Consider the following 22,484-nt stretch of genomic DNA (forward strand, 5'->3'; position numbering starts at 1 on the left):
TCACCACCTCTAGGGCATCCTAGGAACCTAGCTGTGATCGAGGAGGCGGGCATGCAGATCAATCCGGGGGCGGCCGAGTTCCCGCACCGGCAGATCGCCGCGCAGCTCAAGGCGCAGATCCGCCGCGGCGACTGGGGGCCGGGCGAGCGGCTGCCGTCCATCCCGGCGATCGCCGAGATGTTCGGCGTGGCGAAGCAGACCGTGCAGCGGGCCGTCGACCAGTTGCGGGTCGAGGGCATCCTGATCACCAAGCCCGGCTCCGGGACGTACGTGCGGGGCACCCGGCGGCGGCTCAACCGGCTCTCCCGGGGCCGGTACGGCGGCTTCCGCGGCTACCACACCGACCTGGCCGCCCGGTACCGGCAGCAGCTCGTCTCGGTCGGCCGGGCCCCCGCCCCGCCCGAGGTGGCCGACGCGTTCGGCGTGGCCGACGGCACCGAGCTGCTCTGCCGGCGCCACCTCGTCCGCACCGAGGACTCGCCGGTCGAGGTGGGCGCCTCGTGGTTCCTGCCCGCCGACACCGCCGGCACGTCGCTGGAGCGCGCCGAGGCGTTCGGCCGGCCGCTCTACCAGGAGGCCGAGGAGGCCACCGGCCGGCGGTACGTCTCGGCCACCGACACGATCAGTGCCCGCCAGCCCAGCCGGGAGGAGGCGGAGATCCTCCAGATCCGTCCCGACACCCCCGTGCTGCACCTGCTGCACGTCGCGTACGACGGCCACCGCAAGCCGATCGAGGTCGCCCAGGCGACCTGGCCCGGCCCGGTCACCACGCTGACCGAGGAGTACAAGATCCCCTCCCCCACCCCGGCCCCGGACCCCGACCCGGGGCTGGTCCTGGGCTGACGCCGCCCCTCCCGCCTCGCCCGACCGCGATCTTGCACTTACCGCCGGGAGAAGGCGGACACACGCCGCGCGTCGAGGGCCGAAAGTGCAAGATCGCGGTCGGGACCGGGGCGTGGGGAGCGAGGGCTGGGTTAGAGGTGGATGCCCAGGAGGGCGTCGAGGGTGTCGGCGAAGAGGGTGGGGGCGGCCGGGTCGGTCGCGGTGCCGGCGAGGGCAGCCACGGCCCACTCGTCGGCCAGTACCAGGGCGCCCGGCGAATCGAGGTCGTCGGCGAGGCGGGCGCGTACGCCGGCCAGGAACGCCTCCCCCGACGGGCCGGCGGGCGCGGCGGCGGCCTGCCGCCAGCGGGCCAGCCGCTGCTGCGCGGTCGCCAGCAGCTCGTCGGTCCAGGTGCGGTCGGCGCGGTAGTGCCCGGACAGCAGTGCCAGCCGGACCGCCATCGGGTCGACCCGGTCGGCGCGCAGCCTGGAGACGAAGACCAGGTTGCCGCGGGACTTCGACATCTTCTCGCCGTCCAGGCCGATCATGCCGGCGTGCACGTAGTGGTCGGCGAAGGGCGCCGCGCCGGTGAGCCGCTCGGCGTGCGCGGCGGAGCACTCGTGGTGCGGGAAGATCAGGTCGTTGCCGCCGCCCTGCACGTCGATCCGGTCGCCCAGCAGGTTGAGCGCGATCACCGCGCACTCGATGTGCCAGCCGGGGCGGCCGGGACCCAGGTCGCCGCCCGGCCAGGAGGGCTCGCCCTCGCGGGCGCCGCGCCACAGCAGCGGGTCGAGCGGGTCGCGCTTGCCGGCCCGGTCGGGGTCGCCCCCGCGCTCGGGGAAGATCTCCAGCATCTGCTCGCGGGACAGGTTGGACTCGTAGCCGAACCGGGGCGCGGCGGCGATGTCGAAGTAGACGTCGCCGGTGCCGTCCTCCAGGCGGTACGCGGCCCCCTCCTTGAGCAGCACGAGGACCTTCTCGGCGATGTCGGGAATGGACTCGACCGCGCCCACGTAGTGCGCCGGCGGGATGATCCGCAGCGCCTCCATGTCTTCCCGGAACAGCGCCGTCTCGCGCATCGCCAGGACCTTCCAGTCCTCGCCGTCGCGCTCGGCCCGCTCCAGCAGCGGGTCGTCGATGTCGGTGACGTTCTGCACGTACCGCACGTCGAGGCCCGCGTCCCGCCACATCCGCTGCACGAGGTCGAACGCGATCATGGTGGCGGCGTGGCCGAGGTGGGTCGCGTCGTACGGGGTGATGCCGCAGACGTACATGGTCGCGGTGCCGGACGGCTCGCTCGGCCGGACGCCCTGCCGCGCCGAGTCGAACAACGCCAGTGGCCCGCCCCTGCCCGGCAGCCGCGGCACCTCGTGCCCCACCCAAGAGTCCATGACCGTCAGCCTAACCAGCCGCCGGACCCGGACACGGCCACCCCACAAGTGATCATCGTGACAGCCCCGCCGGAGCGGTGTCGGGCGGTCACATGGGGGGCCAGGGCACCGCCGGCCAGTCCTGCGGCGGCTGCGGGAAGCAGCCGGTGTGGCGCATCCGGTCGACCCGGGCGGCCAGCTCGGCGATCTCCCCGATGGTGAGGTGGTCGGCCAGTTCCGCGCCGAGCGCGCCGGCGAGCTGGCCGGCGAGCGCGTCGAGCATCTCCACGGCATCCCCCGGCAGCGGCCGGCCGGCCCAGCCCCAGAGCACGGTGCGCAGCTTCTCCTCGACGTGGAAGCTCACCCCGTGGTCCACGCCGTAGATCCGGTCGTCCGGGCCGACCAGCACGTGGCCGCCCTTGCGATCGGCGTTGTTGATCACCGCGTCGAGCACCGCGAGGCGGGCCAGCCGCGGGTCGTCGGCGTGGGCGAGCGCGTAGGGCGTGCCGTCGTCGTCGCGGGCCGCGGCGATCGGGAACCAGCGGGGCGGCAGCGCGTCGGCCGGCACGAAGCCGACCAGCGGCTCGGCCTCCGCCGGCTCGTCGATCCAGAGCTGGCACGACCCCGGCCCCAACGGGCCGTCCCGCAGCACCGTGGGCGGGACCAGGTCCCACCCGGTGGCTCGGGAGACCACGTAAGCCGAGACCTCCCGGCCGGCCAGGGTGCCCTCGGGGAAGTCCCACAGCGGACGCTCACCCCGCACGGGCTTGTAGACGCACCGCGCGGTCGCCCCGTCGAGGGTCAGGATGCCACGCAGGGTGGTGTTGGAGGCGTCGACGAGTCGCCCCTCCAGGTCGAGCCGGCCGTCGCGGAGCAGTCGGAGCGCGGCGTCGCCGTCCTGTCGGGGCTGGAGTTCCGACGAGGTCACCGGTGATAACCGTTGTGGCGCGGGCAGAGGTGACCCGCCGGGTCGAGCGGCTGGCCGCACAGCGGGCAGGGCGGGCGGCCGGCGTTGACCACCCGCCGGGCCCGTTCGATGAACGCGCGGGTCGCCTCGGGGGTCAGCCGCACCCGGAGCCGGTCGAGGTCGTCGTCCGGCTCGTCGTCGACGTCCTCGTCGTCGTCCGGCTCGCCCAGCTCGACCTCGGCCTCCGCCTCGCCGGCGGCGATGGCCTCGATCACCACGGTCACGGTGTCGACGTCGAAGGCCAGCCCGAGCGTGCCGACCCGGAACTCCTCGTCGACCGGCGTGTCCAGCGGGTCGTTGTCGCCGACGGCGGCCACCGGCTCGGGCAGCTCCACACCGAAGCGGCGCTGCGCCTCGGAGAGCAGCTCCTCCAGCTTCTCGGCAAGCAGCGACACCTGGACCTTCTCCAGCGCGACGCTGACCAGCCGGCCGCCGCCGCGCGCCTGGAGGAAGAACGTGCGCTCCCCGGGCGGCCCGACGGTCCCGGCGACGAACCGCTCCGGCGGCTCGAAGGCGTGCACCTGGTGGGTCATACCCACGACCCTATCCGGCGCGCCACGGCACCGCGTACCCCACCGACGCGAATCGCCGCGCGCCCGCCGCGCCCGGCTGGGCGGCGGCCGGGCCCGGGCGTGGCGGTGGGCCGCCGCCGGGCCGTCACCGGCCTGCCCCCGCGCCGCCGCCCACCGCCGCGTCGGAGTCGGCCGCGCCGGCGGCCCGGGCCGCCCGGCGGCGTCGCCTGGGCGGCGGCGGCACCAGGGCGGCCAGGTCGCCGCCGGTGTCGTTGAGCCGCACCAGGAACGGCCGCAGCGGGGTGTAGCGGATCGCCGTCACCGACGCCGGATCGGCCACGATCCGCTGGAACAGGTCCAGGTGCACGCCGAGCGCGTCGGCCACGATGGCCTTGATCACGTCGCCGTGGCTGCACGCCAGCCACACCGCCTCCGGGCCGTGCTCCGCGGTGACCCGGGCGTCCCACGAGCGCACCGCGGCGACCGCCCGCGCCGCCATCGTCGCCATCGCCTCCCCCTCCGGGAAGACCGCCGCGCTCGGGTGCTGCTGGACCACCGGCCAGAGCGGCTCCTTGGCCAGCTTCTTGAGCGGCTGTCCCTCCCAGGTGCCGTAGCCGCACTCGGTCAGGCCCTCCTCCACCGTCGGGGTGGCCCCGGGCAACGCCAGCTCCAGGGTCTGCCGGCAGCGGATGAGCGGGCTGGTCACCACCGCCGCCAGCGGCACCGGCCGCAGCCGCTCGCCCACCGCGGCGGCCTGGGCCCGGCCGGTGTCGTCCAGCTCGACCGGCTGGCGGCCGGCCAGCCCGCCGTCCGCGTTCGCGGTCGTCCGGCCGTGTCGCAGAAGCAGAAGGGTCGCCACGGTGACACCCTATGATCCTGCGCCCGGCGGCGGGCGTACGCGGCGTCCGTCGTGGCCGCCGCATCCGGCCCCGCACCGACCATGCAGGCAAGTATTGTTGCCGGGCTGGCAAACTGGCGGCATGGACGACGATCTCGACCAGGCGCTCGGCGCGGTGGGACCCCGGCTGCGCGCGCTGCGCCGGCAGCGCGCGACCACGCTGGCCGACCTGTCGGGGGCGACCGGCATCTCGGTGAGCACGCTGTCCCGGCTGGAGTCCGGCTCCCGCCGGCCGACCCTCGAACTGCTGCTCCCCCTGGCCCGGGCCCACGGCGTCACGCTCGACGAGCTGGTCGGCGCTCCGCCCACCGGCGACCCGCGCATCCACCTGCGGCCCGTCACCCGGCACGGCATGACGATGCTGCCCCTGACCCGCCGGGCCGGCGGCATCCAGGCGTACAAGCTCGTGATCCCGGCCAGCAGCTCCCGCCGGGAGCCCGATCCGCAGACCCACGAGGGCTACGAGTGGCTCTACGTCCTCAACGGGCGGCTGCGGCTCGTCCTCGGCGAGCGGGACCTGGTGCTCTCCCCCGGCGAGGCGGCCGAGTTCGACACCCGGGTGCCGCACTGGTTCGGGGCCGCCGACGCCGAGCCGGTCGAGTTCCTCAGCCTGTTCGGCACGCAGGGCGAGCGGGCGCACCTGCGCGCCCGTCCCAGGGCCACCCCCTCGGAGGAACGGGACGGGCGCTGACCCCGCCGACGGTCTGCACGGCCCGCCCCGGACCCGGGCCGGCCCCCGTCCGCACGGGGCGGAGGCGGGGGCCGGCGGGGCTGCGGGGCGGGTCAGGTGGCGCTGATGGTGCCGGTCATCAGCAGGGCGAGCACCAGGGTGCCCAGCGCGACCCGGTACAGCACGAAGACGTACAGGGTGTGGTGCGCGACGTAGCGCAGCAGCCAGGCGATGGCCGCGTACCCGACGCCGAAGGCGATGATCGTGGCCACGACCATCTGGGCGACGCTCGGCACCGAGGTGCCGGGGGCCGCCGGCTCGAAGACGTCGCCGACGCTGAAGATCCCGGACATCACCACCGCCGGGATGGCCAGCAGGAACGAGTAGCGCGCCGCCGCCTCCCGGGTGAGGTTGAGCAGCAGCCCGGCGGTGAGTGTGCCGCCGGAGCGGGACACGCCGGGGATCAGCGCCATCGCCTGGGCGAAGCCCATCACCACGCCGTCGCGCATCCGGAAGTTCTCCAGCGTGCGCGTCTGCCGGCCCCAGTACTCGGCGAACGCCAGCACGAACGCGAAGACGATCAGCGTGGTGGACACCACCCAGAGGTTGCGGCCGGCGGTGCGGATCTGGTCCTTGAACAGGAAGCCGAACAGCCCGATCGGGATCGAGCCGACGATCACGTACCAGCCCATCCGGTAGTCGAGGCTGGAGCGGACCGACTTGTCCCGGATGCCGACCAGCCACGTCCGGGTGATCCGCCAGATGTCCTTGGCGAAGTAGATCAGCACCGCCGCCTCGGTGCCCAACTGGGTGACCGCGGTGAACGACGCCCCGGCGTCGCGGTCGAAGAAGATCGCCGAGGTGATCCGCAGGTGCCCCGACGAGCTGACCGGCAGGAACTCGGTCAGTCCCTGGACGATGCCCAGGACGATGGCCTCGACCCAGGTCACTCGCCGACTCCCGAGAGCTCCAGCGCCTCGGCGACGGTACGCAGCGTCTGCACGCCGCTGTCCCGGTCCGCCGCGAACAGGGTCACCGACAGGGTGGTGACGCCGGCGGCCGCGTACTCGCGCATCCGCTCGGCGATGCGCTCCTTCGGGCCCAGCAGCGAGGTCCGGTCGATGAACTCCATCGGCACCGCCGCGGCGGCGTCACGCTGCCGCTTGGCCAGGTAGAGGTCCTGCACCTCGCGGGCGGCGTCGCCGTAACCCATCCGGGTGGCGAGCTGGTTGTAGAAGTTCTGCTGCCGGCTACCCATGCCGCCCACGTAGAGGGCCGCGTAGAAGCGGACCAGCTCGGCGCAGGACGCGACGTCGTCGCCGACCACCACCGGCACGGACGGGACCACGTCGAAGCCGGCGAGTTCCTTGCCGGCCTTCGCCCGCCCGGCCCGGACCGACGCGAGCTGCTCCTCGGCGAACTCGGGGGCGTAGAAGACGGCGAGCCAGCCGTCGGCGATCTCCCCGGCCAGCTCCAGGTTCTTCGGGCCGACCGCGGCGAGGTAGATCGGGATGTGTCCGCGCGGCGGGTGGAAGCCGAGGCGCAGCGCCTTGCCGGGCCCGTCCGGCAGCGGCAGCGTGTAGAACTCACCGTCGTACGCGACCTCCTTGCGGGCGACGGCCAGCTTCACGATGTCCACGAACTCGCGGGTCCGCGCCAGCGGCTTGCCGAACCGCACCCCGTGCCAGCCCTCGGAGACCTGCGGACCGGACACCCCCAGCCCGAGCCGGAACCGGCCGCCGGAGAGCGCGTCGATGGTGGCCGCAGTCATCGCGGTCATCGCCGGGGTGCGGGCGGGGATCTGCATCACCGCGCTGCCCACGTCGATCCGCTCCGTCTGCCCCGCCAGCCAGGCGAGCATGCTCGGCGAGTCGGAGCCGTAGGCCTCCGCCGCCCACACCACCGAGTAGCCGAGCCGGTCCGCCTCCTGGGCGAGAGCCAGGTGATCGGCCGGCGTGCTCCACGCCGTCTGGTATCCGAGGCTGAGCCCGAGTCGCACTAAGGTCCTCCCCCATCCGCACCACAGGTCGCATCAGGTTACGCAATGCGGGAGAACGCCCCGATCACCGGCTCACCGCAACCGGGGGGGCGACCCGAGCGGTCGGAAACACGACGCGCCCGGCAGACTTGACGGGAGCGAGGATGTCCGCGCGGCCCGGTTCGAAATAAGGTTCACCCATGCAACAGCGACCGCTCGGCCGAAGCGGGCTGGCGGTTTCGCGGCTCGCGCTCGGCACCATGACGTGGGGCCGGGACACCGACGCCGACGATGCGGCCGCCCAGCTGAAGAGTTACCTCGACGCGGGCGGCAACCTGATCGACACCGCCGACGTCTACGGCGACGGCGACGCCGAGTCGGTCATCGGGTCGCTGCTGGGCACCCTGGTGCCGCGCGAGGAACTGCTGATCGCCACCAAGGCGGGACTGCGGCCGGGCAGCGGCCGGCGCCGCGACGGCTCCCGGGGGCACCTGCTGCGGACGTTGGACGCCTCGCTGCGCCGCCTCAACACCGACCACGTCGACCTGTTCCAGGTGCACGGCTACGACCCCGACACCCCGCTGGAGGAGACCCTCGCGGCGCTGGACCACGCGGTGGCCAGCGGCCGGGTCCGCTACGCCGGGGTGTCGAACTTCTCCGGTTGGCAGACCGCGCGGGCGGCCGCCTGGCAGGCCGCCTGGCCGGGCCGCGCCCCGGTGGTGGCCGCGCAGGTGGAGTACTCGCTGCTGGAGCGGGGCGTGGAGCGGGAGGTGCTGCCCGCGTGCGAGGCCCTCGGGCTGGGGGTGCTGCCCTGGTCGCCGCTGGGCCGCGGGGTGCTCACCGGCAAGTACCGGCACGGCCGCCCCGCCGACTCGCGGGCGGCCTCGCCGCACTTCGAGCGGTTCGTCGCCACCTACCTGGAGCCGCGCTGCTCCAGCATCGTGGAGGCGGTCGCCACCGCGGCCGGCGGGCTGGGGGTCTCGCCGCTGGAGGTGGCGCTGGCCTGGATCCGCGACCGGCCCGGGGTGGTGGCCCCGATCCTCGGCGCGCGGACAGTCGGGCAGTTGCTCGGCGCGCTCCAGGTCGAGCGGATGACGCTGCCGGAGGAGATCATCACCGCGCTGGACGACGTGTCGGCCGTACCGGTCGGCTACCCCGAGCGCGACGGCTGACCTGCCCCGCCGCGACGGCGCCAACGTGTCGGAAATCCTTGACATGTCGGCAATCCCCGACATAACTTCTGGTGGTGCCTGACGACGACGTGTTCCTCGCGCTGGCGAGCCCGGTCCGCCGCAGACTCCTGCAGCTGCTCGCCGAGGGGCCCCGTACGGCCGGCGACCTGGCCAGCCAGTTCGACCTGAGCCGGCCCGCGGTCGCCGAGCACCTGCAGGTGCTGCGGCGTGCCGCGCTGGTGCACGACGAGCCCAGCGGCCGGCAACGGCACTACCACCTCACCGCGGAGCCGCTCGCCCAGGTCGGCGACTGGCTCCACCCGTTCGAACGATTCTGGCGCCAGCGACTGCGCTCGCTCGCCGACGTCGCCGAGGAGGACAAGTGACCGCGACCAACACCGACAGCATCGCCGTCGACCAGTTCGTCGCCGCCCCGCCGAGCAAGGTCTGGCGCACGCTCACCGAACCCGAGCTGCTCGCCCGCTGGTGGGTGCCCGGCGACATCGCCGCCGTCCTCGGGCACCGCTTCCACCTCCAGATGCCCGGCTGGGGAGCGGTGGCCTGCGAAGTCGTCGAGGTCGTCCCCGAGGAGAAGCTCGTCTACACCTTCAACGAGAGCTGGACACTGACCTGGCGTCTGGTCGCGGAGGGCAACGGCACGCGCCTGTTGTTCGAGCACAGCGGGTTCGAGCTCGACCAGAAGTCCGAACGGAACGCCTTCGACCGGATGGGGCCCGGGTGGCGGGACAAGGTGCTGCCGCAGCTCGCACGGACCGCCTGCCGACCCACCGACTGAGGTTCCGTCAGGGCACGCCGGGGCGGAGGCCGACACGGCTCGGGGCGCCGGTGGCACGCCCGGTGGCCGTGGCACGGGTTCGGTCGCGGTCCGCCTCCGTTCCATGCGAGACGGGACACCGGCGTCCGCGCCGCTGCGGCGGACGCCGCCGGCTCAGGCCGTGGGGCGCCGACCCGGGATGTCGCGTACGGCCGCGAGGAAGCGCGCCTGGTCGTCGCGGGTGGCCGGGTTGACGATCCGGATCCAGGAGCCGTCGTCGAACACGATGGTGGACGGGAACTGCGCGAGGCGGGCGGCGCCGTGGTCGGAGTCGATCCGGGCGATGCGCCCCCGGTCCACGCTCCACAGCACCTGGGGGCGGCGGCGGTCCTCCCGGTCGGGGTCGGGGCGGCGGCCCATCCGCAGCAGGTACAGGTGGGTGTCGGTGACGGCGAGCGGGGTGCCGGTGTAGCGCTCCAGGAACAGCAGCAGGCTGCCGGCGAGCGTGGCGAGGTCGCCGCTGAAGACGTACCGCCGCCGATAGGCGATCTCCGCGAGCTGGTCGGCCAGCGGCCGGTAGCGGCTGAGCCGGAACAGCGCCCGGAACGCCTCCTGTTCGGCGGTGAGCGGCAGCGGCTGCCGGGGCTCGGCGGCCGGGCCCGGCTCGTCCGCCTCGGCCGCCTCCGGGCTGCTCGCCGCGAGGACGGCCGCCCTGCCCGGCAGCAGCAGGACGCCCGCGACGACCCGCACGGGCGTCATCACGGCGTCGACCCACGCGACCGGGTTGACGATGTGGAGCAGCCCGAACAGCGCGCGCGGGTCGAGCGCCTCGGCCAGCTCGGCGTTCACCCGGTCGGCGAGATGGCCGCCCGCCCGGTGGTTCTCGGGCGCCCGCACCGGCGCCAGGCCGACGTAGCGGATCTCCTCGCCGGGCAGCAGCGGCGCGACCAGGGCGCGCTCCGGCTCGTCGCTGGTGCGGAACTCGTCGCGCAGCTCGCGGGCCTTGTCGCGGGCGGCCCGCGCCCCGCCGAGCACCGCGTCGGTCAGTCGGCCGAGTCGACGCCGGGCGCCGGTCACGCCCCACCTCCTCGATCGGCCCTCACCGGCCGGCTGGTTGCTCCGCCGGCTACCCGAAGACATTCGGGTCGATCCACTCGGCGCCGCCCGCGACCGCCCCGTCGATCTTGTCGTCGAGCTGGTCCGTGCCGGGCACAAACAGCCCCGAGACCACCGCGACGGTGCCCCAGGTCGCGCCGTGCACCACCGCGTTCGGGACGTTCCACGGCAGGTTGGAGACGAAGTCCCGGCCGATCATCCGCGCCCCGTCGGCCATGCCGTGCGCCCGCAGCGCCCCGACGCGCTCGAAGGTGCTCATGTCGAACGGCGTGCCCGGCTTGCCGAGCTTCCAGCTGCCCTTCGCCGGATCCGTGAACTTGTGGAACCACTTGTCGGGGTCGCCGGCGGCGCGGCGCTTGTCGGCGTACTTCTGGCCGGTGCCGCCGCTGACCTGCTCGGCGTACTTCTCGCGGAGCAGGTCGCTGACGAACGGCAGGTGCCCGAACGCCCCGTCGGGAACGTCGCCCGCGGACGCGATCCGGCTCTCCAGTGCGGTCAGCGAGGCGGCCACCTGTTTCGCCGCCGCTTCCAGTCGCCGTACCGCCTGCACGTCGACGTCGACGTCCGCCATGCCGTTCCTCCCCCGTCGCCCGGCGGGACGACGATACGATCATGGGGCTGCCGGTCGCCACCCCGGACCGGCGCCGCGTCCGGGAGGTTCTCGTGTCCGACCTGCTGTCCGCGTTCGACGCCCTCGCCGGACGGCTCGCCGACATCGAACGCCGCTTCGCCGGCCTCAGCGACGACCTGGACGGGCTGAGCGGCACCGCGACCGACGACAGTGGACTGGTGTCCGCGACCGTCGACGCCACCGGCGAACTGACCGACCTGAGCCTCGCGCCGACCGCGCTGGGCGTGGGCACGGAGGACCTCGCGGCGATGGTGCTGGCGGCGTACCGGCAGGCCCGCACGGCGGCGGCGGAGCAGCTCGGCGAGCGCACCGAGGGCCTCGACGTCACGCTCGGCGCGGGCCTGGGCGAAATCTTCGGCACCCCCGGCGACTTCGCCTCGCTGGGCCGGCTGGAGGAGGCCATGGGGCGGCTCGGGCGGCTCGACGGGCGCCTCCCGGGGCCGACGGCATGACCTCGCTGGGCTGGCCCGACGTCGTCGCCCGGCTGCACGACACGCTGTCCCGCTGCGACCACGACACCGACCTTGAACTCGCCGCCGGTCCCCGCCGGCTGCACCTCATGGTGCGCCGGAACCGGGTCCGGGGAATCTGCCCGGCCTACGACGAGCGGCACCTCGCGGAGCTCGGCTGGCAGGCGCCGCGGGGCGCCGGCGACTGGTGGCACGAAACGCCGCGCACCCCCGAGGGCCTGCGTTGGTGGAGCGGGTTCGTGGCACGGACCGCTGCCGCCGTGCTGACCACGGAACCCGACGCGCTGTCCTGCCAGATCCTCCCGCCCACCGGCCCCCGGGTGCGGCCGAGGCCGACGCTGCCGCGCTCGCCGCGACCCCGGCCCCAGGTGGCCGCGCCGCCCGTCCGGCCGGTGGCGGCGCCGGCCCCCCGGCCGCCCGCCGGCCCGGCCGTGCCCGTGGCCCCGCCCGCCGCACCGCCGCCCCCGCCCGTTCCGGCCGTCCCGCAGCCGCCCGCCGGGGACCGGCCGGAGCGAAGCGGACCGGCCGCTACCTCGGCCCACCGGCCCGCCGACGGCACCGCGCCCACCGCCGACGCCCCGGACGAGCCGGGCAGGGCCGCCGCGACCGGGACCGGACCGCATGCCGACGAAGGAGCCGGGTTGTTCCCGACCGCCGCGAGCGGAACCGGGCTGACCGCCGACGACCGGGACCGGTCGGCCCTCACCGGGTCCGGGCCGACCGTCGGGGGCGGGTCGGCGGAGGGCGGCCGGACGGTGCAGGACCTTCTCGGCGACGCCGTCGCGCGGCGCGACCTGCCGGCGTACCTCGGCGTCCTGGCCGCCTCGATGGTGTGCGTACCGCTGGCGGCGGAGCCGGGCCCGGACCGCGACGTGCCCTGGACGGTTGTCGCCGACGCGGCCGGCGCGCCGCTGCTGCCCGTATTCACCACGCCGGACGCCCTGGCCGCGTTCGCCGGCTCGGGCGTGCCGTTTGTCGCGATGCCCTGCGCGGACCTGCTCGCCGACTGGCCGGAGCCGGCGTGGGGGCTGGCGGTGGACGCCGGCACCCCGCGGACGCTGCTGCTGGCACCGCCGGCGCTGGCCGCCCTGCTGGCGGCGAACCCGCCCGTCGACGGCGCGCCCCTCGACTAGACAGCGCGCCGCTCGACTAGGAGGTGTCGGGACCGGCCGACGTCGGGTGGACCGGCCCGGTGCGGGGGCGACGACGGGCCCCGGCCCGGGGTGGGCCACCTCACACCCGGGCGTCGGACGGCGGCGCGGGTCACCGGCGAGGGGGTGGCGGACGGCCGCCGGGCTGGGCAGCATAGGGCTCATGGACTACGAGTACGCGCCGCTGCGGTTGCCGCCGAACGTCGACCGGTTGACCGCCGCGGCGCAGTTGGCGATCCAGGCGGAGTTCTCCGGGTGGGAGTTGGCCCGGGTGCGGCTGTTCCGCGACGGCACGCGCCAGGTGGTGCTGCGCCGCCGACGGGTCAACCAGCCGCAGCCGGGCCTGTCGTACTGATCACCGGCGGCACCGCCGGTACGCGGACGCCCCGGGGCCGGCCGAACCGCCGGGCCCCGGGGCGTCGCCGCCCTAGTGGGCGTGGTCGTGCTCGTCGTAGAGCTCCAGGAACGGGTGCTCGTCGAGCCGGCCCACCAGCCGGTCGTCGGGCGCCGGCTGGAACGGGCCGACCGGGTCGTCGTCGTCGAAGGACTCCAGGTCCACCGGGGTGCCGACCTCGCTGACCATCACCACACCGTCCAGCGGTTCCAGCTCCGGCACGTCCAGCGCGCCGAGTGAGCCGTCGCCGCTCTGGAGCAGCTCCAGCACCGCCTCACCGACTCCCTCGACGGGTGCCGGCTCGTCGTCGGCCGGGGTGCCCTCCCGGCGGGCCGCCTCGGCCACCCGGATCAGCGCCGACACGCTCGGCACCCGGTAGTCGCGCCGCTGGCGCACCGAGATGACCCGCGGGTGCGGGTCGGTGGGCTCCACGCCCTCCCCGCCGAAGCGCTCGTCGGCCTCGTCCGGGTCGATCGACTCGACGTCCCAGGGGGTGACCTCGCCGAAGGCGTCCAGGAGTTGCTCGTCGTACGCGAAGGAGGCGTTGTTCAGGGCGACGTACGCCTGCCAGACGTCGTCGTCGTCGACGCGGCCCTGCGCGGCTCGGACGGCGGCCAGGTGGTGGCGGGCCGCATCGATCACGCGCTCGAGGGCGGCGTCCAGCTCACCGTGCTGGTCGGTCATGTGGGTCAGTCCCTTCACGATGGGGAGGTTCCCCGGCGGAACACTGGCGTTCCGGACGGGGGCTAGCAGGTGCGGAGGAACCGGTCGAGAACCCGCACGCCGAACTGTAGTCCGTCCACCGGAACGCGCTCGTCGATGCCGTGGAACAGCGCGGAGAAGTTCAGGTCGGCGGGCAGCCGCAGCGGCGCGAAGCCGAAGCATCGGATGCCGAGCTGGGAGAACGCCTTGGCGTCGGTGCCGCCGGAGAGCATGTACGGCACCGGCCGGGCCCCCGGGTCCTCCGCGCGCAGCGCCGCCGACATCGCGTCGACCAGGTCGCCGTCGAACGTCGTCTCCAGCGCGGGCTGGCGCTGGATGTACTCGATGACGATGTCCGGGCCGACCAGCTCGCGCAGCTGCCGCTCCAGCAGCTCCGACTGCCCGGGAAGGCTGCGGCAGTCGATGGTGGCGGTGGCCCGGCCGGGGATGACGTTGTCCTTGTAGCCGGCGGCGAGCCGGGTCGGGTTGGCGGTGTTGCGGATCGTCGCGCCGATGATGTTGGCGATCGGCCCCAGCTTGGCGATGGCGGTCTCCGGGTCCTCCGGGTCGAGTTCGATCCCGAGCAGGTCGGAGACCTCCTCCAGGAAGGCCCGGACGGTGTCGGTCACCACCACGGGGAAGCGGTGCCGGCCGACCCGGGCCACCGCCTCGGCGAGCGCGGTGACGGCGTTGTCGTCGTGCACCATCGAGCCGTGCCCGGGCCGGCCCTTGGCGCGCAGGCGCAGCCAGTCGATGCCCTTCTCGGCCGTCTCGATCAGGTAGAGCCGCTGCTCGTCGTTGACCGAGTAGGAGAAGCCGCCGACCTCGCCGATGGCCTCGGTGCAGCCGTCGAGGAGATCGCGGTGCCGCTGGACGAGGAAGTGTGCGCCGTAGTCGCTGCCGGCCTCCTCGTCGGCGGTGTACGCGAGCACGATGTCGCGCGGCGGGCGCACCCCGGTGCGCTGCCAGTGCCGCACCACGGCCAGCACCATCGCGTCGAAGTCCTTCATGTCGATCGCGCCGCGGCCCCACAGGTAGCCGTCGCGCAGCTCCCCGGAGAACGGGTGTACCGACCACTCGTCGGCGTCGGCGGGGACCACGTCGAGGTGGCCGTGCACCAGCAGGGCGCCGCGGCTCGGGTTGGTGCCCGGGATGCGGGCGACCAGGTTGGCGCGGCCCGGCGCCGACTCGTGGATGGCGGACTCGACGCCCACCTCGGCCAGCTTCTCCGCCACGTACTCGGCGGCGACGCGTTCGCCGACGCTGGTGTCGTTGTCCCCGGTGTTGGTGGTGTCGATCCGCAGGAGGTCGCGGCACAGGCCGACGACCTCGTCGGTGGGGTCGGGAAGGGCGGAGGCGGGGTCGCTCGTCATCGCTTCTTCATACCAGCCGACCGGTCCGCTCCGGTCGCCCCGTCCCGCCCCTGTGGCGCGGCGGGGTGGGGCCGCCGGGGCGGGCGCGTACCGCCGCCCGGTTTCGCCGCCGGCGTGGTCGGGTACCGCCGGTCGCGACCGCACCCCACCACGTGCTCCGCCCGCCGCCCGAGGAGGGCACCATGACCGTTCCCCTGCCGCCGCTGCCGCCCACCGGAGAGGACGAGACCTTCCGGCCGGGCGGGCGCAGCATCGCCGACATCGTCGACGCCGAGCACCGGCAACTGCGGGAGCTGCTGCGCCGGCTCACCGACGCCGACGCCGAGCCCGCACCGGAACGCGGGTGGGAGGTGCTGACGGCGGCGCTGTCCCGGCACCTGTCCGCCGAGGAGCAGTACCTGCTGCCCACGGTCCGGGCCGCGCTGCCCGACGCCGCCGACCGGGTGGACCGGGTGCTCGCCGACGACACGGCCCTGCTGACCGCCCTGGGCGGGCTCGCCGACGACGGGCTGGCCGAGGTCGACGCACGGGTCCGCCGCCACGTCGAGGAGGTCGGCGCCCTGGTGGCGGCGCTGCGCGAGGTGGCCAGCCCCGAGGAGCTGATCCGCCTGGGCAACCGGCTGGAGATCGCCGAGGAGGCGGCCCCGACCCGACCGCACCCGGGCACGCCGGCGACCCCGCCCTGGAACCGGGTCGTCGAGCCGGCGGTGGGCGTGGTCGACAAGGTGCGCGACGCCGTCACCGGCCGCCCCACCTACCTCGCCGACCTGGCCGAGCCGCCGTCGAGCTGAGCCGCCGGCTTCCCCGCCGGGCGCCCCGGCCACCGGCCCGGCACACATCGGAAGGTGTTGATACGTTCAGGGCCTTCCGCCAGCCGCTGCGGGGTCATACCGTCACTCTATGAATCTGGAGCTGCGTCACCTGAGGGTGGTCTGCGCGATCGCGGAGACGGGGAGCGTGACCAAGGCGGCCTCGGCGCTCGGCCTGGCCCAGCCGGCGCTCACCGCCCAGCTCCAGCGCATCGAGCGGACACTGGGCGGGCCGCTGTTCGAACGGGACCGTCGCGGCGCCCGGCCCACCGTCCTCGGCGAGCTGGTCCTCGCCCGGGCCCGGGTGCTGCTGCCGGCCATGAAGGGCCTGCAGGACGAGGCGGCCCGGCTGGCCGGTGCCGGGGATGCCCCCCGGCGCTACCGGTTCGGCGGGGTGAACAGCCCGATCCTCGGTCGGCTGGTGCACCGGCTCGCCGCCGATCCCCCGCCGGCCCAGATCACCACCCACGCCTCCTGGTCGGCGGAGGAGCTGACCCACCTGGTCGCGGGCGGCCGGCTGGACTTCGCGCTGATCGGGGTGTGCGGCGATGCCGCCCCGCCGGCCGAGTACGGGTTGAGCTGGCGGGAGGTGGCCGTCGACCCGGTGCTCGTCATGCTGCCCGAGCAGCACCCGCTGGCCGGCCGGGCCGAGGTGCCCCTGGCCGACCTACGCCGCGAGCAGTGGGTCGCCGCGCCCGGCGATGGCTGCTTCGGGGACTGCTTCGCCGCCGCCTGCGCCCGCGCCGGCTTCACCCCCCGCAAGCTGTACGAGGCCGACGTGCGCGTGTGCATCGACATGGTCGACTCCGGCGAGGCGGTGGCACTGTGCCAGGCGACCTTCCGTCCGGTCGCCGGGCTGGTCACCCGGATGCTGGCCGGGACCCCGCTGCGCTGGCGGCTGATGCTCGGGTGGCACCCCGACTCCCCCGCCGCCCGGGACGCCGAGGTGGTGCTGGAGACCGCGCTGGCCGCGTACACCGACTCGCTGGCGGCACATCCGGAATACCTGTCCTGGCTGCTGCGCAACCCGGGCTTCGGGGCGCAGGGGCTGACGGCCGCCGGGACGGACCGGGTGCGAACGGCGTGATGTCGGGTATCTGGCGGGCATGACCGATCTCTACCCCGCCGCCGACGACCGGGAGATCCTCCGGCAGGCGGCCGCCGCGCACACGTCCGCCGCCCGCGACGTGGAGGCCTTCCTGCGCCGCCTGCCCGAGGTGCCCGACCCGGCGGACATCACGGAGTACGCCACCCTGCTCACCCGGGAGGAGCGGGCGCGCGCCGACCGGGAGGCGGCGGCCGACGCCGCGGGCCTGACGATCGGCAGCCTGGAGAGCGACCAGGGCTGAGCACACGGGGCCGGCGGCGCCCGGGAGGTGTTCCCGGGGCGCGCCGGCCCGCGTGTCGACGGGGACGGTTCAGCGTTCGACGAGGACGTCGTGGCCCAGGTCGAGCAGCGAGTGCCGCCACTCGTCGTCGGCGTTGCCGCGGTCCGGCTTGGCCTCCAGCAGGTTCTCGATCTCGTCGATCGCGTCCTGCATCACCTTGATGTCCTCCGGGGTGAGGTCGACCTTGCGCTTGGTGAGCACCTTGAGGATCTCCCGGCCCAGCGCGGGCAGGTCGAGGTCCGGGTTCGGCCCGAACGCCTCCTCCCCGGAGCCGCGGGTGAGCAGCCACTGCCGCAGCTTCTCCGACGGGACGTTCACCTGGGCGTGGAAGTCGTCCCAGAGCACCTCCACCTCGGGATCGAGCCGCTGCTCGCGTACCATCAGCCCTCCTCTCGACGGCGACGGTCGGACGCCGCCGGCTCCGGCTCGTCGCCCTGCTGCTGACCCAGGCCCTCCGGCGGCACCTGCACCCGGGCGGGGTTCGCCGTCGGCGGCGCCAGGATCGGATCGGTGCGGTCGGTCTCTTCCTGGGTCTCCTCGGGTTCGGTCATGTCCGCCCTCCGGGTCATCGGGGATGGGACGTGCTGGCCGCGGTGTATCCGCGCTCGCCGGCGGTCACGTCGAAGGCGAGTCGGCCGTCGCGGGCGTCGACGACGACCTTCTGGCCGGGCGAGATGGCCGATTCCAGCAGCATCCGGGAGAGGTGGTTGTCCACCTCCCGCTGGATGACCCGGCGCAGCGGCCGCGCGCCGAACTCCGGCTGGTAGCCGTGCTCGGCGAGCCAGTCGATGCCGGCGGTGGTGAAGTCGACCTCGATGTCCTGGGCGTGCAGGCGGCGGCGGGTCTCCTCCAGCATCAGCTCGGTGATCTGGCGCAGCTGCTCGGCCTCCAGCCGGCGGAAGATGATCACCTCGTCGATGCGGTTGAGGAACTCCGGCCGGAAGTTCTCCTGGAGCCGGCGCATCAGCCGCTCGCGCAGCTCCTCGCGCTCGGCGTCGGTGCCCGGCGCGCCGGTGCCGAACCCGACCGCGCGCTGGGTGCCGGTGATCAGCTCCGAGCCGAGGTTGCTCGTCATGATCAGGACGGTGTTCTTGAAGTTGACCGTACGTCCCTGGCTGTCGGTGAGCCGACCGTCGTCGAGCACCTGGAGCAGGATGTTGAACACGTCCGGGTGGGCCTTCTCGATCTCGTCGAGCAGCACCACCGCGTACGGGCGGCGGCGCACCGCCTCGGTGAGCTGGCCGGCCTCCTCGTAGCCGACGTACCCGGGCGGGGCGCCGACGAGCCGGCTCACCGTGTGCCGCTCCTGGAACTCGCTCATGTCCACCCGGACCATCCGGTCGGCCTCGCCGAAGAGCGCCTCCGCGAGGGCCCGGGCCAGCTCCGTCTTGCCGACGCCGGTCGGCCCCAGGAACAGGAAGCTGCCCATCGGCCGTTCCGGGTCGGCCAGCCCCGTCCGCGAGCGGCGGACCGCCTCGGCGACCGCAGTGACCGCGTCGTCCTGGCCGACCACCTTCTCGTGCAAATAACCCTCCAGGCGCAGCAGCCGGTCGCGTTCCTCCTCGGTGAGCTGGTTGACCGGGATGCCGGTGGCCCGGGAGACCACCTCGGCGATCTCCCGCGGCCCCACCGCCGGCACCTGCGAGGTGGCGCCCTCGTCGCCCCGGGCGCGGCGGATCTGCTCCTCCAGCTCGGCGAGCCGGTCGCGCAGGGTGGACGCCTTCTCGTACTGCTCGTCGGCGACGGCCTGCTCCTTGTCCCGGCGTACGTCGTCGAGCTGCGTCTCCAGCTCGCGCACGTCGGAGGCCGGCGTGCGGGTGCGCAGCCGGACCCGGGCGCCGGCCTGGTCGATCAGGTCGATCGCCTTGTCCGGCAGGTACCGGTCGGTGACGTACCGGTCGGACAGCTCGGCCGCGGCGACCAGCGCCTCGTCGGTGAACCGCACCTGGTGGTGCGCCTCGTAGCGGTCCCGCAGGCCACGCAGGATCGCCACGGTGTCCTCCACGCTGGGCTCCGGCACGAAGACCGGCTGGAACCGGCGGGCCAGCGCGGCGTCCTTCTCGATGCTCTTGCGGTACTCGTCCAGGGTGGTCGCGCCGATCACCCGCAGCTCGCCCCGGGCCAGCGCGGGCTTGAGCATGTTGGACGCGTCCATGCCGCCCTCGCTGCCCGCCCCACCCGCGCCGACCAGGGTGTGGATCTCGTCCAGGAAGACGATCAGCTCCTCGCGGTGCGCGCGGATCTCGTCGATCACCTTCTTCAGCCGCTCCTCGAAGTCGCCCCGGTAGCGGGTACCGGCGACCAGCCCGGCGAGGTCGAGCTGGACCACCCGCTTGCCGAGCAGCGTCTGCGGCACGTCGCCGTCGCAGATCCGCTCGGCGAGGCCCTCCACGATCGCGGTCTTGCCGACGCCCGCCTCGCCGATCAGCACCGGGTTGTTCTTCGTCCGCCGGGACAGGATCTCGACGGCCTGCTCGATCTCGTCGGCCCGGCCGATCACCGGGTCGATCTGGTCGTTGCGGGCCAGGTCGGTGAGGTCCTGGCCGTACTGGTCCAGGGTGGGGGTGCCGCGGTCCGGCTTCGGACCGGCCATCGGCCCGCGCTCGGCGCTGGCCGCCTGCAACGACTCGGGCTGGATCCGGCCGGCGGCGAGCATCCGGCCGGCGGGCGACTCCGGGTTCAGCGGCAACGCCATCAGGATGTGCTCGGGGCCGATGTAGTTCGCGCCCATCGCCCGGGACAACTGGTGGGCGTCGAGCAGCGCCCGCTTCGCCGCCGGCGTCAGCGACAGGTTCGGCGGCACCTCGCCCCGGGGCGCGCCGTCGCCGCGCCCGCCGAGCGCGTTGAGCAGGGTGTCCGGGTCGGCGCCGGCGCGGCGGACCAGGTCGCGCAGCGGCTCGCGTTGCAGCGCCGCCCACAGCAGGTGGTCGGTGTCCAGGTCGGTGCTCTGCCGCTGGGCGGCCCGCCGGGCCGCGTCGGCCAGCATCTCCCGGGCGTCGGCGGTCATCAGCCGGGTGATGTCGACCCGGTGCGCGGGTCGGCGCCCACCCTCGCCCCGGCCGAAGTACCGAGCCAGGAACTCGTCCCAGGGGTCGGAGCCGAAGTCACCGGGTCCCATCATGTCTTCCTCCGCTGCTCGGGCGCGGCACGGTCGCCAGGGGCTACCCGGCGGTCGGCCCGACAAACGCCGCCGCCCGCCGAGGCGACCCGCGTACGCCCGGCACGCTGGCGCAGGCGGGGCGTGTAAGGAAGGGCCCCCTGTTAACGCCTGGGGTAGAGGAAGGGTCCCTTCCTTACACCTGTCGGCGGCGGGGGCGGGGTGGCAGGCTGGCGGCATGGAACCGACGCCGCTGCTGATCGTGGACGCCGCCAACGTGGTGGGTTCCCGCCCGGACGGCTGGTGGCGGGACCGCGCGGGCGCCACCGCCCGGCTGCGCGACTCGCTGGCCCGGGTGGCCGACGACGGGCTGCCCCCGGACCTGCCGGCCCCGGTGGAGGTGCTGCTGGTGGTGGAGGGCCGGGCGCGGGACGTGCCGGGCGCGGCCGGGGTCCGGGTGGTCGCCGCGGCGGGGTCCGGGGACGACGCCGTGGTCGAGCTGGTCGCCGGCACGCCGGAGCGCCGCTGGCTGGTCGTCACCGCCGACCGTGAGCTGCGGGAACGGGTCGCGGCACTGGGCGCCGAGGTGTACGGCCCGCGCTGGTTGCGGGACCGGACCGAGCCCTCCGACGAGTCCCGTTAATCGGACTCACGGTGCTTCCGGTCGACAACCGGTCAGCGGGGCAGGAACACTGACAGGGCGGATGTTCTCTCACCGCAACCGATAGGCTCTAATGGAGGCCTCCCCGCCCCCAGGAGGTTTCGCCGTGGCGAGCGTCGCCGAGCTCAAGGCAGCCATCGATGTCGCGCTCCAACAGATCGGCGACGGCCAGAGCGCCGTGCAGGCGGCCGGCGAGAAGCTGGCCGAGGCGCAGCAGACACTGGCCGGCGCGCTGGAGGGCAGCGGGCACGAGACGGTCGAGGCGGCCCAGTCCTCGCTGACCCAGGCCAGCCAGGAGCTGGAGGAGTGCCTCGCCGCGACACTCGTCGCGGTCGAGCAGGCGCAGCTCTACGTCGCGACGCTCTGAGGCCGGGCCGTGTCCATCGTCGAGGACATCGGCGGGCAGGTCCGCGCCGCCGCCGAGGACCTGCCGCTCGCCCAGCTCGCCCTGGCGTTGGAGAAGTTCGGGCTGGCCGCCGAGCGGCTGCGCTGGGTGCGCCAGGAGTCGGCCGACCCGATGGGTGTGCCGGAGCTGTCCGCCGCCACCGAGCACGCCGAGACCGCCGGCTACGCGCTGCGCGTCGCGCAGGAGCAGCTGTCGGCGTACCTGGCGGCGATCGGGCTGGGCCCCGACGGCGCGCCGCCGCCCGGGCCGGAGCAGCAGCAGCGCCGGCCGGCACACGACGCGCCGCGCGAGGCGGCCCCGGTCGCCCCGGCGCCCGAGCCGGCCGGCGAAGTGAAGCTGCGCCGCTGGTGGTCGGTGCGGGTGGCCGAGCTGACCGGCGGCCGGGAGGGGCCGCCGGACGAGCCCGACGAGCGGGTCGGCGACGCCCGGGAGCTGCTGCGCCGGGTGGTGGGCGGGGTCCGGGCCGGCGACCGGGACCGGCTGCACCGCGAGCTGCGCCGCGCGCACGCCGACGTCGGCCTCGGTCTGGCCGCGCTGGCGCCGCCGCTGCTGCGCGACCTGGCCGGAGAGCTGCTGGGGCACCCGCCGCGCGCCGACGACCTGGGACGACTGCGCCGTGAGCTGGACGGCCGGGTCCGGGACCTGCTGCCCGGGCTGCCCGCGCCGGTGCTGGACACCCTCCTGACCCGGGTCTGCCGGATGCCGCCGCCGCGGCGCGGCGAGGCGGAGCAGCCGCACGCGGCCGACCCCGCGGTCACCGCCGGGGTGCTGACCGGCGTGCTGCTGGCCCGGCTCGGCCGGGACCTGCCGGTCGAGGGCGAGCGGGACCGGCAGGCCGAGGCCGGCCGGGAGCGGCAGGCCGAGGCCGGCCGGGAGCGGCAGGCCGCCGCCGAGCGGGACCGCCGGGCCGACGCCGCGCGCGACCGGGCCGCCGACGCCGAGTGGGAGCGGCGCGCCGCCGACGCGCGGGACCGGGTGGCCGATGCCCGGAAGCGGGCCGCCGCGGCGTCCGACCGGGCGGCCTCGGCGCACGAGCGGGCCGCCGCGGTACGGGACCGGGCCGCCGCCCGGCGGAACGAGTCGGCGGGCGGCGGCCGGGCCGCCCCTGGCGACCCGCCGGCA

General features: G+C 74.9%; 26 protein-coding genes and 1 pseudogene. 14 read left to right on the top strand and 13 right to left on the bottom strand.

Going from position 1 to position 22,484, the window contains the following annotated elements; all coding sequences use genetic code 11:
* Positions 1 to 51 precede the first annotated feature (51 nt).
* A complete protein-coding gene (locus ACZ6Q9_RS20365; RefSeq protein ID WP_393262267.1) occupies positions 52 to 843 on the top strand; it encodes a GntR family transcriptional regulator in 792 nt (263 codons plus the stop codon).
* A gap of 131 nt (positions 844 to 974) precedes the next feature.
* Here the strand turns inward: ACZ6Q9_RS20365 and mshC are convergent, their stop codons facing one another.
* From mshC to ACZ6Q9_RS20385, 4 genes are all read right to left on the bottom strand, one after another.
* Positions 975 to 2,213: a cysteine--1-D-myo-inosityl 2-amino-2-deoxy-alpha-D-glucopyranoside ligase gene (gene mshC, locus ACZ6Q9_RS20370; RefSeq protein WP_396829363.1), complete on the bottom strand. Its 1,239-nt coding sequence runs from the start codon at positions 2,211 to 2,213 to the stop codon at positions 975 to 977.
* Between the two features lie 88 nt (positions 2,214 to 2,301).
* Complete coding sequence (locus tag ACZ6Q9_RS20375; RefSeq protein ID WP_393449695.1) at positions 2,302 to 3,120, bottom strand: SCO1664 family protein; 819 nt, start codon at positions 3,118 to 3,120, stop codon at positions 2,302 to 2,304.
* Positions 3,117 to 3,692 carry a DUF3090 domain-containing protein gene (locus tag ACZ6Q9_RS20380; RefSeq protein WP_393262275.1) on the bottom strand — a complete coding sequence of 192 codons (576 nt, stop codon included), beginning with the start codon at positions 3,690 to 3,692 and terminating at the stop codon, positions 3,117 to 3,119. Before ACZ6Q9_RS20380 ends, ACZ6Q9_RS20375 begins: the two co-directional genes overlap by 4 nt.
* A 124-nt stretch (positions 3,693 to 3,816) precedes the next feature.
* A complete protein-coding gene (locus ACZ6Q9_RS20385; protein ID WP_396829364.1) occupies positions 3,817 to 4,530 on the bottom strand; it encodes a histidine phosphatase family protein in 714 nt (237 codons plus the stop codon).
* 121 nt (positions 4,531 to 4,651) lie between these two features.
* Here ACZ6Q9_RS20385 and ACZ6Q9_RS20390 point away from each other — a divergent pair, with 121 nt between their 5' ends.
* The gene (locus ACZ6Q9_RS20390) at positions 4,652 to 5,260 is read left to right on the top strand and encodes a helix-turn-helix domain-containing protein (protein WP_396829365.1); all 609 of its coding nucleotides are present in this window, start codon (positions 4,652 to 4,654) and stop codon (positions 5,258 to 5,260) included.
* Between the two features lie 92 nt (positions 5,261 to 5,352).
* On the opposite strand, the gene ACZ6Q9_RS20395 is transcribed toward ACZ6Q9_RS20390, so the two are convergent.
* The gene (locus ACZ6Q9_RS20395) at positions 5,353 to 6,189 is read right to left on the bottom strand and encodes an undecaprenyl-diphosphate phosphatase (protein WP_396829366.1); all 837 of its coding nucleotides are present in this window, start codon (positions 6,187 to 6,189) and stop codon (positions 5,353 to 5,355) included.
* Positions 6,186 to 7,238 carry an LLM class F420-dependent oxidoreductase gene (locus tag ACZ6Q9_RS20400; protein WP_396829367.1) on the bottom strand — a complete coding sequence of 351 codons (1,053 nt, stop codon included), beginning with the start codon at positions 7,236 to 7,238 and terminating at the stop codon, positions 6,186 to 6,188. Before ACZ6Q9_RS20400 ends, ACZ6Q9_RS20395 begins: the two co-directional genes overlap by 4 nt.
* 179 nt (positions 7,239 to 7,417) lie before the next feature.
* On the opposite strand from ACZ6Q9_RS20400, the gene ACZ6Q9_RS20405 reads away from it, so the two are divergent.
* The 3 genes from ACZ6Q9_RS20405 (at position 7,418) to ACZ6Q9_RS20415 (ending at position 9,185) form a co-directional block, all read left to right on the top strand.
* Positions 7,418 to 8,389 (top strand): aldo/keto reductase, encoded by a 972-nt coding sequence (locus ACZ6Q9_RS20405; RefSeq protein WP_357696938.1) that lies wholly within the window; start codon positions 7,418 to 7,420, stop codon positions 8,387 to 8,389.
* Between the two features lie 74 nt (positions 8,390 to 8,463).
* On the top strand, positions 8,464 to 8,775 hold the full coding sequence (locus ACZ6Q9_RS20410) for an ArsR/SmtB family transcription factor (protein WP_393262285.1): 312 nt from the start codon (positions 8,464 to 8,466) through the stop codon (positions 8,773 to 8,775).
* The gene (locus ACZ6Q9_RS20415; protein ID WP_396829368.1) at positions 8,772 to 9,185 is read left to right on the top strand and encodes an SRPBCC domain-containing protein; all 414 of its coding nucleotides are present in this window, start codon (positions 8,772 to 8,774) and stop codon (positions 9,183 to 9,185) included. Before ACZ6Q9_RS20410 ends, ACZ6Q9_RS20415 begins: the two co-directional genes overlap by 4 nt.
* A 153-nt stretch (positions 9,186 to 9,338) precedes the next feature.
* Here the strand turns inward: ACZ6Q9_RS20415 and ACZ6Q9_RS20420 are convergent, their stop codons facing one another.
* Both ACZ6Q9_RS20420 and ACZ6Q9_RS20425 read right to left on the bottom strand, forming a co-directional pair.
* On the bottom strand, positions 9,339 to 10,241 hold the full coding sequence (locus tag ACZ6Q9_RS20420; RefSeq protein ID WP_396829369.1) for a hypothetical protein: 903 nt from the start codon (positions 10,239 to 10,241) through the stop codon (positions 9,339 to 9,341).
* Between the two features lie 49 nt (positions 10,242 to 10,290).
* Positions 10,291 to 10,851 carry a hypothetical protein gene (locus ACZ6Q9_RS20425; RefSeq protein ID WP_396829370.1) on the bottom strand — a complete coding sequence of 187 codons (561 nt, stop codon included), beginning with the start codon at positions 10,849 to 10,851 and terminating at the stop codon, positions 10,291 to 10,293.
* Between the two features lie 41 nt (positions 10,852 to 10,892).
* On the opposite strand from ACZ6Q9_RS20425, the gene ACZ6Q9_RS20430 reads away from it, so the two are divergent.
* The 3 genes from ACZ6Q9_RS20430 (at position 10,893) to ACZ6Q9_RS20440 (ending at position 12,887) form a co-directional block, all read left to right on the top strand.
* Positions 10,893 to 11,363 carry a YbaB/EbfC family nucleoid-associated protein gene (locus ACZ6Q9_RS20430; protein ID WP_393262292.1) on the top strand — a complete coding sequence of 157 codons (471 nt, stop codon included), beginning with the start codon at positions 10,893 to 10,895 and terminating at the stop codon, positions 11,361 to 11,363.
* Positions 11,360 to 12,514, top strand: coding sequence for an SseB family protein (locus tag ACZ6Q9_RS20435; protein ID WP_396829371.1), 1,155 nt, complete (start codon positions 11,360 to 11,362; stop codon positions 12,512 to 12,514). The genes ACZ6Q9_RS20430 and ACZ6Q9_RS20435 overlap by 4 nt, the downstream gene beginning before the upstream one ends.
* 181 nt (positions 12,515 to 12,695) lie before the next feature.
* Positions 12,696 to 12,887, top strand: coding sequence for a DUF5703 family protein (locus tag ACZ6Q9_RS20440; RefSeq protein ID WP_053655860.1), 192 nt, complete (start codon positions 12,696 to 12,698; stop codon positions 12,885 to 12,887).
* 72 nt (positions 12,888 to 12,959) lie between these two features.
* Here the strand turns inward: ACZ6Q9_RS20440 and ACZ6Q9_RS20445 are convergent, their stop codons facing one another.
* Both ACZ6Q9_RS20445 and ACZ6Q9_RS20450 read right to left on the bottom strand, forming a co-directional pair.
* Entirely contained in the window at positions 12,960 to 13,610 is a 651-nt protein-coding gene (locus tag ACZ6Q9_RS20445; protein ID WP_396829458.1) for a hypothetical protein, read from the bottom strand.
* A gap of 62 nt (positions 13,611 to 13,672) precedes the next feature.
* Positions 13,673 to 15,001, bottom strand: a complete 1,329-nt coding sequence (locus tag ACZ6Q9_RS20450; protein ID WP_393262296.1) for a M20/M25/M40 family metallo-hydrolase — start codon at positions 14,999 to 15,001, stop codon at positions 13,673 to 13,675.
* A gap of 182 nt (positions 15,002 to 15,183) precedes the next feature.
* On the opposite strand from ACZ6Q9_RS20450, the gene ACZ6Q9_RS20455 reads away from it, so the two are divergent.
* The 3 genes from ACZ6Q9_RS20455 to ACZ6Q9_RS20465 all read left to right on the top strand — a co-directional run bounded on the left by ACZ6Q9_RS20455 (position 15,184) and on the right by ACZ6Q9_RS20465 (position 17,159).
* Positions 15,184 to 15,792, top strand: coding sequence for a hemerythrin domain-containing protein (locus ACZ6Q9_RS20455; RefSeq protein ID WP_393449667.1), 609 nt, complete (start codon positions 15,184 to 15,186; stop codon positions 15,790 to 15,792).
* Positions 15,793 to 15,901: 109 nt separating this feature from the next.
* Positions 15,902 to 16,897 carry a LysR family transcriptional regulator gene (locus ACZ6Q9_RS20460; protein ID WP_393262302.1) on the top strand — a complete coding sequence of 332 codons (996 nt, stop codon included), beginning with the start codon at positions 15,902 to 15,904 and terminating at the stop codon, positions 16,895 to 16,897.
* 19 nt (positions 16,898 to 16,916) lie between these two features.
* Positions 16,917 to 17,159: a hypothetical protein gene (locus ACZ6Q9_RS20465; protein ID WP_393262304.1), complete on the top strand. Its 243-nt coding sequence runs from the start codon at positions 16,917 to 16,919 to the stop codon at positions 17,157 to 17,159.
* A 69-nt stretch (positions 17,160 to 17,228) separates the two neighbouring features.
* Here ACZ6Q9_RS20465 and ACZ6Q9_RS20470 read toward each other — a convergent pair whose 3' ends face one another.
* Genes ACZ6Q9_RS20470 through ACZ6Q9_RS20480 form a run of 3 tightly spaced genes read right to left on the bottom strand, consistent with a single transcriptional unit; the run spans position 17,229 to position 20,319 of the window.
* The gene (locus ACZ6Q9_RS20470; protein WP_350704392.1) at positions 17,229 to 17,579 is read right to left on the bottom strand and encodes a DUF3140 domain-containing protein; all 351 of its coding nucleotides are present in this window, start codon (positions 17,577 to 17,579) and stop codon (positions 17,229 to 17,231) included.
* On the bottom strand, positions 17,579 to 17,749 hold the full coding sequence (locus ACZ6Q9_RS20475; RefSeq protein WP_350686336.1) for a hypothetical protein: 171 nt from the start codon (positions 17,747 to 17,749) through the stop codon (positions 17,579 to 17,581). Before ACZ6Q9_RS20475 ends, ACZ6Q9_RS20470 begins: the two co-directional genes overlap by 1 nt.
* A 14-nt stretch (positions 17,750 to 17,763) precedes the next feature.
* Positions 17,764 to 20,319, bottom strand: coding sequence for an ATP-dependent Clp protease ATP-binding subunit (locus ACZ6Q9_RS20480; RefSeq protein ID WP_396829372.1), 2,556 nt, complete (start codon positions 20,317 to 20,319; stop codon positions 17,764 to 17,766).
* A gap of 214 nt (positions 20,320 to 20,533) precedes the next feature.
* On the opposite strand from ACZ6Q9_RS20480, the gene ACZ6Q9_RS20485 reads away from it, so the two are divergent.
* From ACZ6Q9_RS20485 to ACZ6Q9_RS20495, 3 genes and pseudogenes are all read left to right on the top strand, one after another.
* Complete coding sequence (locus ACZ6Q9_RS20485) at positions 20,534 to 20,938, top strand: hypothetical protein (protein ID WP_396829373.1); 405 nt, start codon at positions 20,534 to 20,536, stop codon at positions 20,936 to 20,938.
* A 124-nt stretch (positions 20,939 to 21,062) separates the two neighbouring features.
* Entirely contained in the window at positions 21,063 to 21,323 is a 261-nt protein-coding gene (locus ACZ6Q9_RS20490) for a hypothetical protein (RefSeq protein ID WP_089000636.1), read from the top strand.
* Between the two features lie 9 nt (positions 21,324 to 21,332).
* Positions 21,333 to 22,439: pseudogene (locus ACZ6Q9_RS20495) on the top strand (hypothetical protein); the annotation flags it as partial.
* Between the last annotated feature and the right edge of the window lie 45 nt (positions 22,440 to 22,484).

Source organism: Micromonospora sp. NPDC049139, assembly GCF_055586845.1.